This is a genomic window from Streptomyces sp. P13-3-3 (genome assembly GCF_050571355.1).
Classification (GTDB): domain Bacteria; phylum Actinomycetota; class Actinomycetes; order Streptomycetales; family Streptomycetaceae; genus Streptomyces; species Streptomyces althioticus.
Genome location: NZ_CP192228.1, coordinates 5,219,645 through 5,235,456, shown reverse-complemented (window position 1 = coordinate 5,235,456; position 15,812 = coordinate 5,219,645). Strand labels below are relative to the sequence as shown.

Below are 15,812 nucleotides of genomic sequence, written 5' to 3'. Positions count from 1 at the left end.
GGCGGCGGACGGGCGTGCCTTGGCGGACGGGGAGCCGCCAGGGGGTCTCCGCCCCCCCCGCTCCGTCTCGGCGCGGCGGCGGGAGCGCCCCCTAAGGGGCGCGGGGAACTGCGCGACCGACCACGGACCGCCCGCAGGCGGCGGACGGCGTGTCTGGGCAGACGGTGAGCCGCCGAGGGGCGCCGGGCGCTGGATACCGGGCCATATCGGGTCGACGTCCGGGCTCGCGGTCCACTGCGGGCCGGGGTGCCGGTCCCGAGGTGCGGTTGCCTGCGGCGGGGGCGGTTACTCAACCGGCCCCTGGAGGCGGCCAGGATCGCCCACTCGTCGGAGATCTACCCCGGCACCGTCCACGGCTTCACGATGGCCGACACCGACGCCTTCGACCCGGCCGGCTCGAAGCGTCACTGGGAGCGCCTGCTGCCGCTGCTGCGCGGCGCGCCGGCCGAGGGATGAGGCGCGGGAGCCCGCCCGGGCCGGCCGCGCGGGCCGGTTACGCGGCCCGGCGCTCGGGCGGGGCCCCCGAAGCCGGGTGCCATCAGGGCCCGGTAAGGGGGTATCCGACTGAGACACAGTCAGTCACGGCAGGCCCGGGCGGGCCCGAGCAGGGAGGCGAGGATGCCCCTCACGTTCCGTAAGAGTTTCCGGATCCTTCCGGGGGTGCGGCTGAACATCAACAAGAAGTCGTGGTCCATCACCACCGGAGGCGGGAAGAACGGCCCCCGGTACACACGGAGCAGTACTGGACGTCGTACGACATCGATGGATTTGCCCGGACCTTTCGGATGGCGGCGCACTTCTCGCAGCCGTCGGACCAGCGGATAGTCGGGGCGTGTTGACGTCACATCATCCCGACTGTCACCCGAATGGACCCCCCAAGAGGTGCCATCTCATATCTGAGATAGCCTCAACCTCATGGCAGACGACTACCTCGTACGCATCGGCAAGCTCATCCGTGACGCCAGGCAGCACCGCGGCTGGACACAGACCCAGCTCGCGGAGGCTCTGGGTACCAGTCAGAGCGCCGTCAACCGGATCGAGCGCGGCAACCAGAACATCAGCCTTGAGATGATCGCCCGCATCGGCGAGGCGCTGGACAGTGAGATCGTCTCCCTCGGCTACGCCGGTCCGATGCATCTGCGTGTGGTGGGCGGCCGGCACCTCTCCGGCTCCATCGACGTCAAGACGAGCAAGAACGCGTGCGTGGCACTGCTGTGCGCCTCGCTGCTCAACAGCGGGCGCACGGTGCTGCGCCGCGTGGCCCGCATCGAGGAGGTGTACCGCCTCCTGGAGGTCCTCAACTCCATCGGCGTGCGCACCCGCTGGATCAACGACGGCGTCGACCTGGAGATCGTGCCGCCGGCCGAGCTGGACCTCGCGGCGATCGACGCGGAGGCGGCCCGCCGTACCCGCTCCATCATCATGTTCCTCGGCCCGCTGCTGCACCGCCTGGACCGCTTCATGCTGCCGTACGCCGGCGGCTGCGACCTCGGCACGCGCACGGTGGAGCCGCACATGATCGCGCTGCGCCGCTTCGGCCTGGACATCGCGGCGACGGAGGGCCAGTACCACGCGGTGGTCGACCGCGCCGTCGCCCCGGACCGCCCGATCGTGCTGACCGAGCGCGGGGACACGGTCACCGAGAACGCGCTGCTGGCCGCCGCGCGGCACGACGGCACGACCGTCATCCGCAACGCGTCCTCCAACTACATGGTCCAGGACCTGTGCTTCTTCCTGGAGGCGCTGGGCGTCAAGGTCGACGGCATCGGCACGACGACGCTCACCGTGCACGGTGTGCCGAAGATCGACGTGGACGTCGACTACTCCCCCTCCGAGGACCCGGTAGAGGCGATGAGCCTCGTGGCGGCCGCGGTGGTGACGGAGTCGGAGCTGACGGTCCGCCGGGTGCCGATCGAGTTCCTGGAGATCGAGCTGGCGGTCCTGGAGGAGATGGGCCTCGACCACGACCGCACGCCGGAGTACTTCGCGGACAACGGTCGTACGCGGCTGGTGGACCTCACCGTCCGGCCCTCCAAGCTGGAGGCGCCGATCGACAAGATCCACCCGATGCCGTTCCCGGGCCTGAACATCGACAACGTGCCGTTCTTCGCGGCGATCGCGGCGGTGGCGCAGGGCCAGACCCTCATCCACGACTGGGTCTACGACAACCGCGCCATCTACCTGACCGACCTCAACCGCCTCGGCGGCCGCCTGCAGTTGCTCGACCCGCACCGCGTCCTGGTCGAGGGCCCGACCCGCTGGCGCGCGGCCGAGATGATGTGCCCGCCGGCCCTCCGCCCGGCCGTCGTCGTCCTGCTCGCCATGATGGCGGCGGAGGGCACGTCGGTGCTGCGCAACGTGTACGTCATCAACCGCGGTTACGAGGACCTGGCGGAGCGGCTGAACTCGATCGGGGCGCAGATCGAGATCTTCCGGGACATCTGACCGTCGTGGTGTCGTGCCTCTTGGAGGCAAGGGGCACGACACCTCAACATGTAAGCCCGTGTGGGACAAGGCCCTCGCGCTCGGCCCGGGCGATCGTGTCGGCGGCCCGGGCTTCGTATGGTGGGCCGCCGCAGCAGGCGGCAGGCGCAATCCCTCGTTCTGGATCAGCCGATCGCCGCAGCCGACCGCAGAGCGGTCCGGAGCCTCCCCTTCCTGGCGTGGAACAGTTTCGGACAGCGAGCGGCCGGTCGATTTCGTTGAGTTTCGGAAGTGACACCCTGCGGGAGCGCCGATAAACCGGTAACTACTTCCCGCATCGTCGGCCCCCGCTTCGGATTTCGATGATATTTCGTAGCTCCTCACGCTTCACTCAAGAGCGACCTCTTCGAACGTCACCTCAGAGCCGCGCAAATGTGACCGTAAGGCGCCACTTCCCGCGATTGACACCCCGTCATCCCCGACCTACTCTCCGTTCAGGTCGGCGAACGTTGAACGATATATCGAACAATCGTCAGGCGGGCCGGTGGGACGTCCCAAGAGACGATCGCTCACATCGGTCCCAGCGTCGGTCAGGAGCCGCCCCGACACGGCTGGACTCCGGACCGTGGTCCACCAGCACGCGTCGCCCGCCCGTACACCTCCACTGATCGCCGCCTTCCGCACTTCAGCGCCAGCGCGAACGCAGAAGAGGAATCCCATGGGTAGCATCACACGCCGTCACACGATGTCATCGCCGCCCGGACCGCGCACGCGGCCAACGTGGCGCGTCATGGCGCTCTCCACCTCGTCGGCGCCGCCGGCGCACGGAGTCCGGCGTACACCGGCTTCACCGACCGGACCATGACCATCGACCCCTGAAACATCCAGCTCCGTCACCAGGGTCTGAAACCCGGACGGCGGCGACCACTCCCGACTCCCCTGCCGTCCCGGCCTCGCCACCACCTGCTCTCCCTGCTGGAAACGGCGGCCCGATACGGCTGCCCGCTTGTGAGAGCAGACGCGATCGGCCGGGCGGATCCGCTCTCCGTCGGTGGAATCCGACGACTTCCCACCGAGGGGGCTGGGGGCTTCAACCGCTGGCCCGCGAGCCCGCTCGCCTCCTGGCAGACCCGCCACCCCGGAACCCTCCTGTCCACCCACACCAACCGACAAGGAGCACAACATGGCCATGAACAGGCGTACCTTCCTGGGACTGGGCGCAGCCGGAGCCGTGGCCGCCGTCCATGCGTACGGCACCACCGCGGCAACGGCATCCTCGCTCGCCCCGGCAGCCGCGCCGACCCAGCGCTTCGCCATCGGGGTGAGGGAGTACGCCTGGAGCCGCGGCAGCCGTCGGCTGACCACCCGGATCTTCTACCCCGCCACCGGCACACCGGGCGGCGCTCCCGTCGTCAACGCCCCCATCGCGGACGGCGTCTTCCCCATCTGTGAGTTCAGCCACGGCCTCGGCGGCAACCCGGAGAGCTACGCACCCCTGGTCCGGCCCCTGGCCGAGGCAGGATTCGTCGTCCCCGCACCCGTCTTCCCCACGACCTCCAGCGGCACCCAGGGCAACGTCCAGGACGTCTACAACGGCAACCAGTCCATGGACGTCTCCCAGGTCATCACCAACACCCTCGCCCTCAACACCACGGCCGGCGACCCGCTCGCCGGGCACCTCGACACCGGAACCGGCGTCGGCGTCGCGGGCCATTCGCTGGGCGGCATGACCACCCACGGGCTCCTGACGGCCTGGCCGGACAGCCGGATAGCCGCCGCCGTCCCCTTCGCCTGTGTCGACATGGGCAACCCCAGCAGCACGGTCGCCGCCAAGGTCCTCTTCGTCCACGGCGATCAAGACACCCTCACGCAGTACTCCTCCGCCCGCCAGGCGTACGGGGAACTTCCCGCGCCCAAGGCGTTCCTCACCCACCGCGGCACGGGCCACGATCAGTACATATGGAGCGGCTACAACCACACCCAGACCGTCGCCACCTACGTGGACTGGATGCGCTGGAGTCTCTACGGCGACACCGCCGCCCGCGACCGCCTCCCCGCCGACGCCACCTCCAACACCAGCACCACCACCTGGGAAGCCGTCCTCACCCCCCTCCCCACCGGGCGGATCGTCAGCCTCCGATCCCGGACCAACAACCAGTATGTGTGCGCGGAGAACGCCGGAACCGACCCACTCATCGCCAACCGAACCGCCATCGGCGACTGGGAACGATTCGACCTGCTCGACCTCGGCGGAGGCGCCGTCGCACTGCGCGCCCACGTCAACGGCCGGTACGTCTGCGCCGAGAACGCCGGTGCCAACGCGCTCATCGCCAACCGCACCGCCGTCGGACCCTGGGAGACCTTCCAGCGCGTGAACAACTCCGACGGCACCACCAGCCTGCGCGCACAGGCCAACAACCTGTACGTCAGCGCCGGGAACGCCGGAACCGCCCCGCTCATCGCTAACCGCACAACGATCGGCCCCTCCGAGTCGTTCGACCTCGTCAACGTCTGACCGGCCGCGGAGGAGGAGCGCGAACCCCCGCGGGCGATCCGTCATACACATGCTCAGAAGTTGCCGTCAGACTCCGATTCGTACATGGAACGGCTCTGGACACCCTGCACAGCGGCAGCCCCGACCTGACGGTGACCCTCGAAGCCGGCCGTCACTCGCTGACCCTCGAGGTGCGTGACCAGGGGCGGTGGCGGGACCGGTCACAGCCTTGGCCGGTCTCTCCCCGGGACATCTGAGCGACGGCCGCCGCCGCACCCTGTCCGACCTGCGGTTCAGCGGGTCGGGAAGGGGTGCGGCGGCATCTCCGGGACGCCTCCGGGACCTTGCTGGGTCAATACTCGGACCGGCTCAGTGCAGCGTCGTCCGCGGCCCCGTCACGGACAGCAGTTGCAGCTTCTCGTGACTCTCGCTGCCGGGAACGGCGGTGTAGACGAGCAGCAGATGCGACTGGTCGGGATCGAGAAGCGTCTGGCAGCTCAGCTCCATGATGCCGAGCTCGGGGTGGTTGAAGCGTTTTACCTCGCGGGGGCGGAGGCCGATCTCGTGGTCGTTCCACACGTCCTTGAACTCCTCGCTCTGCGCCAGGAGCAGGTCGGCGAGGTGGGCCGCCCGGGAGCCGGGGCCCCGCCGGGTGGCCAGGGCGCGCAGGCCTGAGGCGAACAGGCGGCTGAGGTAAGCGTGTTCGTCGTCGGCGTAGAGCTCACGGGTGGCGGGGTCGGTGAACCAGCGGTAGCCGAGGCTGCGGGCCGGGCCCTGGTAGAGGGTCAGGTCGCCGGTGAGGGCGACGCCGAGGGGAGTCTGCCGCAGGGTTTCGCCGAGCTCGGTGACGATCTCGGCGGGGGTGTCCTGAAGGCGGTCGAAGATGCGCAGCAGACCGGGGCTGATGTGTTCGCTGGCCGGGCCGCGCGCGGGCGGGTTGTGGCCGGCGAGACGGAACAGGTGGTCGCGCTCGTCGAGGGAGAGGTGGAGCCCTTGCGCGATGGAGGCGATCATCTGTTCGGACGGCCGGGGTCCCCGCTCCCTCTCGAGACGCGCGTAGTAGTCGGTCGACATGCTGCACAGCAGGGCGGCTTCCTCCCTCCGCAGCCCGCTGGTCCGGCGGCGTCGCCCGCGAGGCAGGCCGACGTCCTCGGGTTGCAGCGCCGCCCGGCGGCTGCGGAGGAACTCCGCCAGTCCCCTCCGGTCGATCTCCATGCCGCACCTCCTTCCGTCCCGGTTCACTTCTACCGGCCGTGGACGCGCGTATCCACGGCCTGGCGGTCCCCCCTTACGGGTCCCCCCGTACGACCTTCCCGCGCGGCGAGCGTCCGGCGAAGCTCCGCTCAGCTGTCGGGGAAGCGGACCTCGGCGAGCTGCTGGGAGATCCGCCAGACGCGCGCGGCGTCCTCGGCGCTGCGCAGGGGACGCCACAGCGCCTGCTGCCCGGGGGCTCCGCCGAGGCTGCCGGGACCCTGGGGCCCGTAGAACAGCTCACCCCGGGCGTCCGGCGAGGTGGCGGCGTACAGGGCGGGGAGCATCGCGGTCTGCGGGGTGCCGAGGAGGATGCCGCGCCGGGACAACGCCTTGATCACGCGGAAGGCGGCAGTGTCGCTGCCGCGCCCGATCTCCGGGCGGGCGGCCAGCAGGCTCGTCGGGGCGACGCCGGGATGCGCGATGTTACTGGTGATGCCCCAGCCGTGGGCACGGCTGCGCCGGTCGAGCTCGAGCCCGAACAGGCCGCCCGCGATCTTCGACTGCCGGTAGGCGCGCGCGCCGTCGTAGGAGCGTTCGAAGTTCAGGTCGTCCCAGTTGATGGCGCCGCTGCGCGCGGCGACGCTGCTCTGTGAGGTCACCCGCGCACCGCCGGCCCGCAGCAGGGGCAGCAGGTGGGCGACGAGGGCGACGTGGCCGAGGTGGTTCGTGCCGAACTGCAGCTCGAAGCCGTCAGCGGTCGTCCGCCGGTCGGGCGGCGTCATGACGCCGGCGTTGTTGACGAGGATGTGGATCGGCCGCCCCTCGTCCGCCAGCGTCTTGCCGAGCGCCGCGACGGAGCTCAGCGAGGACAGGTCGAGCTCGCGCAGCGACACGTCGGCGGCGGGACTGCTCTCACGGATCTTGGCGATCGCCGCCTCTCCCTTGCGCGGGTTGCGGACAGGCATGACGACCTCGGCGCCGGCCGCCGCGAGTCGCGCCGCCAGCTCCAGCCCCATGCCGTCGCTGGCTCCGGTGACGACGGCGCGCCGGCCGGACAGGTCGGGGACGGTGATGTCGATGGGCTTGCGTGGCATGTCGGCTCCTCAACGGTGTGTCGTTGCCTCCCACCGTGACAGGGAACGACGCCCGCATTCAGGGCCGCTCGAACCACTGACCGGCGATCCGAGGATCCGGCAGCCGCGCTCGACGGCGTCCCGTACGCCCTCGGCAACGGGCACGGGACGGTCCTCCCCCGGCCGCGACCGCGCTACTCGACGGTGAAGTCGGCCGCCTCCGGGTCAAGGGTGCTGGAACCGTCGTCCGCGGTGGCCAGGACCGCGACGTGCCACAGGCCGCCCGGCGACGCGTCGGCGTCGGTGGCGGTGACGGCGACGGTGTAGGTGCAGCGGGCGGTGTCGTGGCCGGAGGGCTCGCAGGTGGCGGATTCCGCTGGCCTGAGTAAGTGACCGCTGGGCGTGTTGGGTGGGGTCGGCGTGCCGCTCACTGACGCCGTCACGCATGCGAAATCCCCGCCCCCGCAGTGCCCGTGCACTGTCCGCGCCACCTCCCGTTGGGTGCCGGAACAACATGGCCTCCGAGGCGCTCCGTGGTGCGGTGTGGGTCTGGTTGACTCCGGCGCTCACCCCCACACCGTGCCCGCGCCCCTGTCGGGGTGCCCGAGCAGCATGAGCGGAGTCGCCCCATGTCCTTCGGACAGCAGCCCTGGTCCGGGCCGCCGCCGCACCACCATCCCGACCCGTGGTCGGCCCCCGCCCGGCCTCCCGCCGAGCACGAGCGTGACGACGTCGCGGCGGCGGCGCGCCTGGGCGTCGGGCGGCGGATCGGGGCCCGGATCGCCGTTGTGTGGTTGGTCTACGTGACGGGCGCCGCGCTCGTGCCGGGCGTGTACGGCACGCCGGTCGCCGGGACCGTGAGTCTCGGGGCCGTGCTCGCCCTGGTGCCGCTCGGGGTCGGGGTGCACGGGGTCGTCGCGTACGGGCGCCGGGTCGACCGGGTCGCGGCGGCCGATGCCGAACACCGGAGGTGGTCGTGACCGAGCTGCTCGACTCCTCCTCCCGCTCCCTCGTCTTCGCCGTGTTCTCCGTGTTCGTCGTCATCTGTCTGATGCTGTGCGTCGTCACCGGCGCCGACGAGGACGACCGCGCTCTCGTGCGGTCCGACAGCCGGCGGCTGCGCTCCTGGCAGCAGGGCATCGCGATGGGCGGTGACACCACGACCGTCGCGACCGTCACCGTGCTGGTGGGCATGGTCGCCACGACCGGGTTCGACGGGCTCGGCGTCATGCTGGGCAGCCTCGTCGGGGTGCTGCTCTTCCTCGTGCTCGTCGTCGAGCCGTTGCGGGCGCACGCCTCGCTCACCGCGCCGGATCTGCTGGACGCGCGCGGCAGCGGCGGGCCCGGTGTGCGGGTGGCGTGGGGTGTGGTGACGCTGCTGGTCTGTTTCCCTCTGCTGGTCGTGCAGTTGGTGGTGGTCGGGAATGTCGCCGCCGCCCTGCTCGGGCAGCCGGGAGCCCGGACCGGGTGCATCGTCGTCATCGGCTGCGTGATGACCGCGCTGGCCGTCAGCGGCGGCATCCGGGGCACGGGGGTGGTGATGATCACCAAGTCGGCGATCGCGCTGCCCGTGCTGGTGGTCGCCGCCGTGCTCGTCCTGTACCGCTTCGGCGGGGACCTGGGGCGGCTGCTCGACGCGGCCGCGCTGGGGTCGGGGACGGGAGAGGCGTTCCTGCGGCCTGGCGGTTACACCGGTGACGGGTGGGTCGGGGCGGTGAACCGGGTCGGGCAGATCTTCGGCATGACCATGGCCACGCTCGCCATGCCGGCCGTGCTGATGCGGGCCATCGCGACGAAGAGCCCGCGCGGGGCGCGGACGGTGGGCCGGTGGATGCTCGGTGAGCTGGTCCTGCTGTACGGGGCTCTCGCCGTCGTCGGTGTCGGCGCGGCGGCGCTGGTCGGCGGGGTGCTGCGGGAGGCCGGGCCGTCGGCGCAGGTGTTCACGCCGCTGCTGCTGGGTCGGGCGCTGGACGACGGCGGCCTCCTGGTCGCGGCCCTCGCCTGCGTGCTGTTCCTCACCGCGCTGGCCGCAGTCGTGGACGTCACCCTGGCCGCCGGGATCACCCTCGGCCGGGACGTACTGGCCGCCTCCGGTGACCGGCCGGCCGGGCGACTGGACGGCACCGCGTCGCGCTGGGCGGCCGCGCTGACCGGGCTGGCCGCCGCGGCCGTGGCCGTCGTCTGCGCCGACTGGAACCTGGTCGTGGTCTCCACACTCTGGCTGGCCCTCTGCGGCGCCTCCCTCGCGCCGGTTCTGCTGTACGCCCTGTACTGGCCGGGGTTCAGCGCCCGAGGCGCGCTGTGGTGCCTGTGGGGCGCGACGGTGGTGTGCGTGGTCGCGCTGGCGGTGTCGCCGTACGCGTCGGGCACGCCCACGTCGATCGTGCCGGGGCACGACTGGCGGCTGTGGGACGTGACGATCCCGGGGGTGGTGACGATCCCGGCCGGGTTCCTGCTGGGCTGGCTGGGCAGCGTCACGGACCGGCGGCGCCGGACGGGCGGGGCGGAGCGGCCGTCCGGAGTCATCCGCTCGCGTGCCGTCCGGCGATGAGTTCCGGGGCCTGCCACGGTCGTAACCGGTACACGGACCGACAGCACAGGAGGACCCCATGTCCCGCAAGATCGTGGCCAGCGTGTTCATCTCGCTCGACGGCGTCGTCGAGGCCCCCGACCAGTGGCACTTCCCGTACTTCAACGACGAGATGGGCATGGCCGTGGGCGCGGGTCTCAGCAACGCCGACACCATGCTCTTCGGCCGCGTGACGTACGACAGCTTCGCCGGGGCCTGGCCGGGGCGGGAGGCCGCCGGTGAGGAGGACGCCGGCTTCGCCAAGCAGCTCGGCGACATGCGGAAGATCGTGTTCTCCCGCAGCCCGCTCGACTTCCGGTGGCGCAACTCCGAGCAGGCGCAGGGCGACGTCGCCGAGGTGGCCGCCGCGCTGAAGCGGGAGCCGGGCGGGGACATCGGGCTGAGCGGCTCGATCTCCATCATCCGGCAGCTGCTGGCGGCCGGGCTGCTGGACGAGCTGCAGCTCCTCGTGCACCCGATCGCCGTACGCAAGGGGATGCGCCTCTTCGACGAGGGGGAGCCCTCCATCCCGCTGAAGTTGCTGAAGTCGGAGACGTTCGGCACGGGGGTGCTGAACCTGGTCTACGGGCCGGACACGGCTCCGCCGACGGGGGGTTACGAGGAGGCGGTGGCTTCGCTCGGGGAGTAGGAGCGGCGCGACGGTCGCCCTCTCAGTGGAAGGCCAGCCATCCGACGCCCAGCGCGCAGGTGAGGCCGGCGGCGGCCATGGCGGCCGGCCTGTTGCGGTGCAGCGCGCACCAGACCAGCGCGGCGGTCACCGCCACGGCGGCCGTCCCGAGCGAGGCGCGCAACGGCCCGTCGCCGTAACCGAATTCATCGGCGTGCTGGGCCAGCCAGGCGAACCAGGTGATTCTCACGACGCGTTTCGTTTCCCTCGTGTTGTGATGGTGTGCGGAGCCCGTAGCGCGGCACGGGAGCCGCGTACCGACCTCGGTCCGGCGCGCCTGTCCACTGTGTCACGCGGCGCGCTGACCTCGTGGAACGCTGCAATATGGCTGCCATGGCGTGCAGTTGGGGTCATACGCGTCGCCGCCCGTACGTGACCCGCCTGACCAGCACCTCGAACGGCCCCCGGCGCCCCCTGCCGTGCAGGTGGTGGGCCAGGAGGACCGTTGCCGTCCAGGTCGTCAGGGCCAGAAGGGCCGTCGTGGTGACCGTCAGGTCCGAGGAGAGGTCCAGGACGAACGGCGTGAAGACCAGCGCCCAGATCACCGACTGCGCCAGATAGCAGCTCATCGAGCGCTGTCCCGTGGCCGCGACCGCCTCCACCACCTTTCCGCGCCGCTCCCCCAGCCGCTGCGCCGACAGCGCCACCGCTGCCGCGTAACCCAGGCCGCCGAGGACGCCCGTCGCATCGTGCAGGGGGCCGATCAGGGTCAGGGTCGAAGGGTCCGGCACCGGCACCACCCCCGCCAGCATCAAGGACACCGGCTGCGCGCCCAGTACCGCCGCGCCCACGCCCGCGCACGCCGCCACCCGCAGCAACGTGCCGAACCGCTCCGGCTGTTCGAGGATCCCGCGGCGGCCGGCCCACAGGCCGAGCATGAAGGGGCACATGAAGCCGAGCGGGCCGAGCAGTGCGATCCAGGGCGTTATGTGCGCGCGCTCGACGATCATCGTCACGGCGTCCGGCGGGAGCAGCGCGGCGTCCGGCGGGTCCGTGCTGATGCTGAGCGAGTCGTCGCCGGGCAGGGCGCAGAGCACGAAGAAGAACGCGGCGGTCGCCAGCAGCCATCCGTCCTTCCAGCGGACCGTCCACGCCCCCAGGAACAGCAGGACGCCGTACGCGGCCAGGATGTCGCCGGCGTAGAGCAGCAGGCCGTGCAGCGAGCCGATGACGACCAGGGCCAGGCTGCGCCGCCACAGCAGCCGACGTACCGCGCGCGGGCCTGCGTCGGACCGGCGGCGCACCATGTGGGCGACGCCGTAGCCGAAGAGGAGGCCGAACATCGGGAAGGCGCGGCCGTCCACGAAGGTCGCGATCAGCCAGGTGACGGCCGAGTCGAAGGGCGAGCCGTCCTGCGGGTAGCCGCCGAGCACCGGGCGGCCGGACAGGAAGTAGTGGGAGTTGGCCAGCGCGATGAAGAGCAGCATGAAGCCTCGCGCCAGGTCGGGGGCGAGGGCACGGGCGGTGACGGCGGTCGGTTCGGGTGTTCGGGTCGGCATGCGTCCAGTTCATCGGCGCGCCGGCGGGTGAGGGATCGGGCGGAAGTCGGCGGCCGTGCGACTTTCGTCCACGTCCGGCCTCACAGGACGGGCCGAAGGAGGAGGCGGCGTTGTCAGTGGGGGGTGCCACCATCGGCGCATGAACGACAACGGGTTCGACTGGGGGACGTTCCTGCGGCGTTGGCAGGACGAGTGGGTGCCGAGCGAGGACGAGGCCATGGAGCCGACGGAGGGGGACACGGCCCTCGCCGATATGGCAGTGCTCGGCGCCCCGCCGGCGTCCGAGGCCGAGGTGGCCGACGCCGAGCGGCGCCTGGGGACCCGACTGCCGTCGTCCTACCGGGCTTTCCTCCTGACGAGCAACGGATGGCGCCTGCGCGACGACTCGATCCACCAGCTCGGGGCGGCGCACGAGATCGACTGGTTCGGGGACCCGTTCGGCATGACGCCGATGTACCGCGAGAGCCTGGGCGAGCGGGCGACCGAGCAGGAGGTACTGCTCGCCGGCATGTGGGAGCGCGCGCTGCAGCTGGAGACCGACTCCGACATGTCCTACGCGCTGCTCGACCCGGGCGACACCGACGACGACGGCGAGTGGGCGCTGTACGTCTACCACGGCTGGAGCGGCGAGTACCCGACCCGGTATCCCTCGTTCCGTGCCTACATGCAGCGCCGGTACGAATCCTTCCACGCCGAACGGGCGCAGCTGCCGGAGTTCGTCAACGACACCACCCGCGCCAGGGACGCCGACGTCGCGCGGGCGCGGGAAGAGGCTCTGAGCGGACGGTGGGAGGCCGCCCGGGAGCTGCTCGACCTCGCTCGGCGCTACGGACGGCCGGGCGCCTGGGGCATGCTGGGGCAGCTCGACGTCCTGGCGCAGGGCGCGGGCACGGTCGCCCTTATTTCGGTGGGCTCGTCGCGGATCCGCGCTGCACCGACGATCTGGTGCCCGTGATGGCTCTCGCCCACGTGCGGGACAGTCTCCCCGGCCGGACCGCGCGGCCGTTCGTGCTCGGCGTCGAGACCGACGACGGCATCCGGGCGGCCGCCGACGCGATACACGCCCGCGTGGGCGACGGCTCCTACCGTTACGCACCGGAAGGCGCCTTCGGGCGGGCCGTGGCCGGGGCGCGGGAGGTGGCGCGGTGGGGCGACACGGACGGCGCGTGGCGGATGCTCCGTGCCGCGCTGCCCTCCTGGTCGCCGCCCGCGCCGGACGTGCTGGCGCCGCTCGGGCTGCTGGCCGACCCGGTGCTGGGGCCGGTGGTGACGCGGGAGCGGGGGCGGGAGTTGCTGGCCACGCCCCGGGCCGGGCGGTCGGGCGCGGTGCCCGAGCCGGTGCCGGACCTGGATCCGCCGGGGTTGAGCTGGCTGGCGGAGTCCGGGCGGTGGAACGCCCCGTACGACTCCTACCGGTGCGTGTGGGTGGAAGGTGTGGAGCCGGACGCGCTGCCCGGCCTTGTCGGGGAGGACGGGGGTGCGGGGCTGACCGTCGCGCCCGTCCGTCCCGCCGGGTGGTTCCCCCACGACGTCAGGTGGGGCCGGCGGGACGACTCGGCGCCGTGGGAGGACCGGGCCGTGGTGGCGGTGGGCCGGACGGGGTCGGGGTGGGCGTTCGGTTTCGACCCGGCCGCCCGGACTCGGGGGCCCGGGCACCTCTTCGCCTCCCCCGCCGCCGAGGCGTCCCGCGACGGACGCGCCGTGGTGCTGTGGACGTGCCGCGGTCGGGACGACGTCCCGGCGGTGTTCCATCTTTCCGTGGCCGAGCGGGGTGAGGAGCTGTACGCGTTCACCGTGCGTGGTACGGAGGTCGAGCGTTCGGGTGCGGTGCCCGGGGGGCTCGACCCGGACCGTGTCCTGCTCTCCGCCGACGACGCGGACCGTGAGCGGCGCCTGCTGGCCGCCTTGGAGGAGGAGTTCGCCCTCTCCCTCCCCCGGCACGCCTTGACCGAGGGTGTCCTGCCGGAGCTGACCACCCGGTCCTGGAACCGCGGCCCGCGCGAGGGGGAGGCCTTCGCCTACGCCACGGTCGGCGTCGGGAGGCCACGGCGGTGACCCCGGCGCGTGCGGGCCGGGGTCACCTGCTCACGCCGCCGCCTCGTGGATCACCAGCTTGAACTCCGCCAGCACGATCTTGCGGGCCACGCTGTCGTCGTGGGTGGCCCGTACCGCGAGGGGGACCGACGGGTTGACGAAGATGCCCCAGCTCTTGGTCCAGCACTGCATGCCGGGGCTGGGCGGGCGGTGTTCCGTGGCCGTGGTGTCGTTGGGGTTCGGGGTGAGGCCGAGGGGGTCGCGGACGAACTGGTCGCGGAGTTCGCCGTAGTTGCCGGCCTCCCACTGGATCATGGCGTGGAGGGTGCCCCAGCCGGACACGCTGGGCCATATCAGGCCGGAGCGGGGGTCGGTGTCCCAGCTGGAGATCACGTAGCCGTCGGGCTGGTTGACCTGGTGCATGGCAAAGGCGTCGCTGGACTCGGCGGATCCGAAGGGGAACCGGATGACCGTGTAGGGGCTGTTCGCCGGGATCGTCTGCGGGGTGTCCCGTTTGAGGGAGCAGACCTGGACTCCTCCGGCGGCCGTGGTGTGAGTGGACATGGTCCGGTTCTTCCCTGCGTGTGGGCCGGTGAGTCGGGCGCGGGCCGCATCCGTGCGCCTTTCCTCCACTGAACTTGCTTTTGCCATACAACCGTTCGACTTGTTCGGTCGTCTGACCCGGCGACCGGACCGGTCGCTTGACAAGGAGATCGTCATTTTCGCCCTGCGCAAGACCCTGACCACCACCGCCGTCGCCGGCATGGTTCTCGCCGGCACCGCCGCCTGCGGCACCGTGGAGAACCTGTCCGCCGGACAGAAGCTGGACACCGCCTTCGAGAAGCTCGGCGAGGAGCGTTCGATCGCCTTCGAGCTGGACCTCGACACCGACGCGAAGTCGCTGATGGCGCTGGACGCCGAGCAGTCGGAGCCGGGCGAGGAGATGCCCGCCGAGATCGCCGAGCTGCTCAGCGAGGGGACGATCAGCGTCTCCATGCACTCGAAGAAGCCGATCAAGGAGTCCGAGGAGAAGGACTTCACGGCGATGGCGATGAAGCTCAGCGGTCCGGAGGGAGCACTCCTCGAGTACCGGCTGGTCGGGGACTGGATCTACGCCCGTGTCGACGCGGCGACGCTGGGCGAGATGTCGGGCAACCCGTTGCCTCCGGCCGCCGAACTGCCGCCGGAGGCCGGGGCGTTCAAGACGCTTCTCGAAGGCGGGTGGGTCAAGCTCTCCAAGAAGGAGATGGAGGAGACCGGCAAGAACATGTCCGGCGCGGAGGGCTTCGGGGCGGAGGAGCCGTCCGCCGAGCCCAGCGTCGACGCCAAGACGCAGAAGAAGCTGACGGACGCGCTGAAGAAGGCCGTCGCCGAGAACGTCGACTTCACCACCTCCGGCGGTTCGGACGGCACCGAGCACATCAAGGCGACCGCGCCGTTCCGCACGCTGGTGACCGAGGTGTTCGGGGCGCTGAAGCCGCTGCAGAACGACCTGCCGATCGGGGAGGAGCTGCCCACCGCCAAGGACTTCGCGGACGCCCCGAACACGAAGGTCGGCGCCGACTTCACGCTGAAGAACGGCGAGCTGACCGAGGTGTCCGTCGATCTCGCCGAGCTGGCGGAGTCGGCGAAGGTCAAGAAGTTCGCGCTGGTGCTGCGCGTGAGCGAGGGTGAGAAGCCCGAGGCGCCCGCCGGGGCGACCGAGCTGAACATCGAGGAACTGATGACCAGCATGCTCTCCGGCGCCTTCGGCGGGGCCGTCGCGGACGAGGAGTTCGGGGACGTCCCGCTCGAGGAGGGGGACCTCGCGGGCGACACCCAGATGTGGTGACCCGTC

15 protein-coding genes and 1 pseudogene are annotated in these 15,812 nt (G+C 71.4%); 10 read left to right on the top strand and 6 right to left on the bottom strand.

What is annotated here, in order from left to right; genetic code table 11:
- Positions 1-288: 288 nt before the first annotated feature.
- The 4 genes and pseudogenes from ACQZOG_RS23640 to ACQZOG_RS23625 form a co-directional block, all read left to right on the top strand.
- Positions 289-456: pseudogene (locus ACQZOG_RS23640) on the top strand (dienelactone hydrolase family protein); the annotation flags it as partial.
- A 162-nt stretch (positions 457-618) separates the two neighbouring features.
- Entirely contained in the window at positions 619-825 is a 207-nt protein-coding gene (locus ACQZOG_RS23635; protein WP_078493038.1) for a DUF4236 domain-containing protein, read from the top strand.
- A 90-nt stretch (positions 826-915) separates the two neighbouring features.
- Positions 916-2,445 (top strand): helix-turn-helix domain-containing protein, encoded by a 1,530-nt coding sequence (locus ACQZOG_RS23630; protein ID WP_033274070.1) that lies wholly within the window; start codon positions 916-918, stop codon positions 2,443-2,445.
- 1,162 nt (positions 2,446-3,607) lie between these two features.
- Entirely contained in the window at positions 3,608-4,939 is a 1,332-nt protein-coding gene (locus tag ACQZOG_RS23625) for an alpha/beta hydrolase (protein ID WP_063833256.1), read from the top strand.
- 348 nt (positions 4,940-5,287) lie between these two features.
- On the opposite strand, the gene ACQZOG_RS23620 is transcribed toward ACQZOG_RS23625, so the two are convergent.
- From ACQZOG_RS23620 to ACQZOG_RS23610, 3 genes are all read right to left on the bottom strand, one after another.
- Complete coding sequence (locus ACQZOG_RS23620; protein ID WP_033274071.1) at positions 5,288-6,133, bottom strand: helix-turn-helix transcriptional regulator; 846 nt, start codon at positions 6,131-6,133, stop codon at positions 5,288-5,290.
- A gap of 128 nt (positions 6,134-6,261) precedes the next feature.
- Positions 6,262-7,206: an SDR family oxidoreductase gene (locus ACQZOG_RS23615; protein ID WP_033274072.1), complete on the bottom strand. Its 945-nt coding sequence runs from the start codon at positions 7,204-7,206 to the stop codon at positions 6,262-6,264.
- A 173-nt stretch (positions 7,207-7,379) separates the two neighbouring features.
- Positions 7,380-7,628: a DUF5707 domain-containing protein gene (locus ACQZOG_RS23610; RefSeq protein ID WP_203549935.1), complete on the bottom strand. Its 249-nt coding sequence runs from the start codon at positions 7,626-7,628 to the stop codon at positions 7,380-7,382.
- 186 nt (positions 7,629-7,814) lie between these two features.
- Here ACQZOG_RS23610 and ACQZOG_RS23605 point away from each other — a divergent pair, with 186 nt between their 5' ends.
- The 3 genes from ACQZOG_RS23605 to ACQZOG_RS23595 are packed head-to-tail and all read left to right on the top strand — an operon-like array spanning position 7,815 to position 10,403.
- A complete protein-coding gene (locus tag ACQZOG_RS23605; RefSeq protein WP_033274073.1) occupies positions 7,815-8,165 on the top strand; it encodes a hypothetical protein in 351 nt (116 codons plus the stop codon).
- Positions 8,162-9,736 carry a sodium:solute symporter family transporter gene (locus ACQZOG_RS23600; RefSeq protein ID WP_193455888.1) on the top strand — a complete coding sequence of 525 codons (1,575 nt, stop codon included), beginning with the start codon at positions 8,162-8,164 and terminating at the stop codon, positions 9,734-9,736. Before ACQZOG_RS23605 ends, ACQZOG_RS23600 begins: the two co-directional genes overlap by 4 nt.
- A 58-nt stretch (positions 9,737-9,794) precedes the next feature.
- On the top strand, positions 9,795-10,403 hold the full coding sequence (locus ACQZOG_RS23595; protein WP_058917154.1) for a dihydrofolate reductase family protein: 609 nt from the start codon (positions 9,795-9,797) through the stop codon (positions 10,401-10,403).
- 22 nt (positions 10,404-10,425) lie between these two features.
- On the opposite strand, the gene ACQZOG_RS23590 is transcribed toward ACQZOG_RS23595, so the two are convergent.
- Positions 10,426-10,632: a hypothetical protein gene (locus ACQZOG_RS23590; protein WP_203549937.1), complete on the bottom strand. Its 207-nt coding sequence runs from the start codon at positions 10,630-10,632 to the stop codon at positions 10,426-10,428.
- A gap of 160 nt (positions 10,633-10,792) precedes the next feature.
- A complete protein-coding gene (locus ACQZOG_RS23585; protein WP_203549938.1) occupies positions 10,793-11,941 on the bottom strand; it encodes a DUF418 domain-containing protein in 1,149 nt (382 codons plus the stop codon).
- A gap of 139 nt (positions 11,942-12,080) precedes the next feature.
- Here ACQZOG_RS23585 and ACQZOG_RS23580 point away from each other — a divergent pair, with 139 nt between their 5' ends.
- Both ACQZOG_RS23580 and ACQZOG_RS23575 read left to right on the top strand, forming a co-directional pair.
- A complete protein-coding gene (locus ACQZOG_RS23580; RefSeq protein ID WP_430741775.1) occupies positions 12,081-12,896 on the top strand; it encodes an SMI1/KNR4 family protein in 816 nt (271 codons plus the stop codon).
- Positions 12,896-13,996, top strand: a complete 1,101-nt coding sequence (locus tag ACQZOG_RS23575; protein ID WP_430741774.1) for a hypothetical protein — start codon at positions 12,896-12,898, stop codon at positions 13,994-13,996. The genes ACQZOG_RS23580 and ACQZOG_RS23575 overlap by 1 nt, the downstream gene beginning before the upstream one ends.
- Before the next feature lie 30 nt (positions 13,997-14,026).
- Here the strand turns inward: ACQZOG_RS23575 and ACQZOG_RS23570 are convergent, their stop codons facing one another.
- Positions 14,027-14,539: a hypothetical protein gene (locus ACQZOG_RS23570; RefSeq protein ID WP_033274079.1), complete on the bottom strand. Its 513-nt coding sequence runs from the start codon at positions 14,537-14,539 to the stop codon at positions 14,027-14,029.
- Positions 14,540-14,738: 199 nt separating this feature from the next.
- Here ACQZOG_RS23570 and ACQZOG_RS23565 point away from each other — a divergent pair, with 199 nt between their 5' ends.
- Entirely contained in the window at positions 14,739-15,806 is a 1,068-nt protein-coding gene (locus ACQZOG_RS23565) for a hypothetical protein (protein ID WP_107115484.1), read from the top strand.
- Positions 15,807-15,812 lie beyond the last annotated feature (6 nt).

Coding starts and splice junctions, on each gene's coding strand:
- ACQZOG_RS23620 (WP_033274071.1), bottom strand. CDS start 6,133: ATGGAGATCGACCGGAGGGGACTGGCGGAGTTCCTCCGCAGCCGCCGG.
- ACQZOG_RS23575 (WP_430741774.1), top strand. CDS start 12,896: ATGGCTCTCGCCCACGTGCGGGACAGTCTCCCCGGCCGGACCGCGCGG.
- ACQZOG_RS23630 (WP_033274070.1), top strand. CDS start 916: ATGGCAGACGACTACCTCGTACGCATCGGCAAGCTCATCCGTGACGCC.
- ACQZOG_RS23580 (WP_430741775.1), top strand. CDS start 12,081: ATGAACGACAACGGGTTCGACTGGGGGACGTTCCTGCGGCGTTGGCAG.
- ACQZOG_RS23625 (WP_063833256.1), top strand. CDS start 3,608: ATGGCCATGAACAGGCGTACCTTCCTGGGACTGGGCGCAGCCGGAGCC.
- ACQZOG_RS23595 (WP_058917154.1), top strand. CDS start 9,795: ATGTCCCGCAAGATCGTGGCCAGCGTGTTCATCTCGCTCGACGGCGTC.
- ACQZOG_RS23585 (WP_203549938.1), bottom strand. CDS start 11,941: ATGCCGACCCGAACACCCGAACCGACCGCCGTCACCGCCCGTGCCCTC.
- ACQZOG_RS23570 (WP_033274079.1), bottom strand. CDS start 14,539: ATGTCCACTCACACCACGGCCGCCGGAGGAGTCCAGGTCTGCTCCCTC.
- ACQZOG_RS23615 (WP_033274072.1), bottom strand. CDS start 7,206: ATGCCACGCAAGCCCATCGACATCACCGTCCCCGACCTGTCCGGCCGG.
- ACQZOG_RS23605 (WP_033274073.1), top strand. CDS start 7,815: ATGTCCTTCGGACAGCAGCCCTGGTCCGGGCCGCCGCCGCACCACCAT.
- ACQZOG_RS23565 (WP_107115484.1), top strand. CDS start 14,739: ATGGTTCTCGCCGGCACCGCCGCCTGCGGCACCGTGGAGAACCTGTCC.
- ACQZOG_RS23635 (WP_078493038.1), top strand. CDS start 619: ATGCCCCTCACGTTCCGTAAGAGTTTCCGGATCCTTCCGGGGGTGCGG.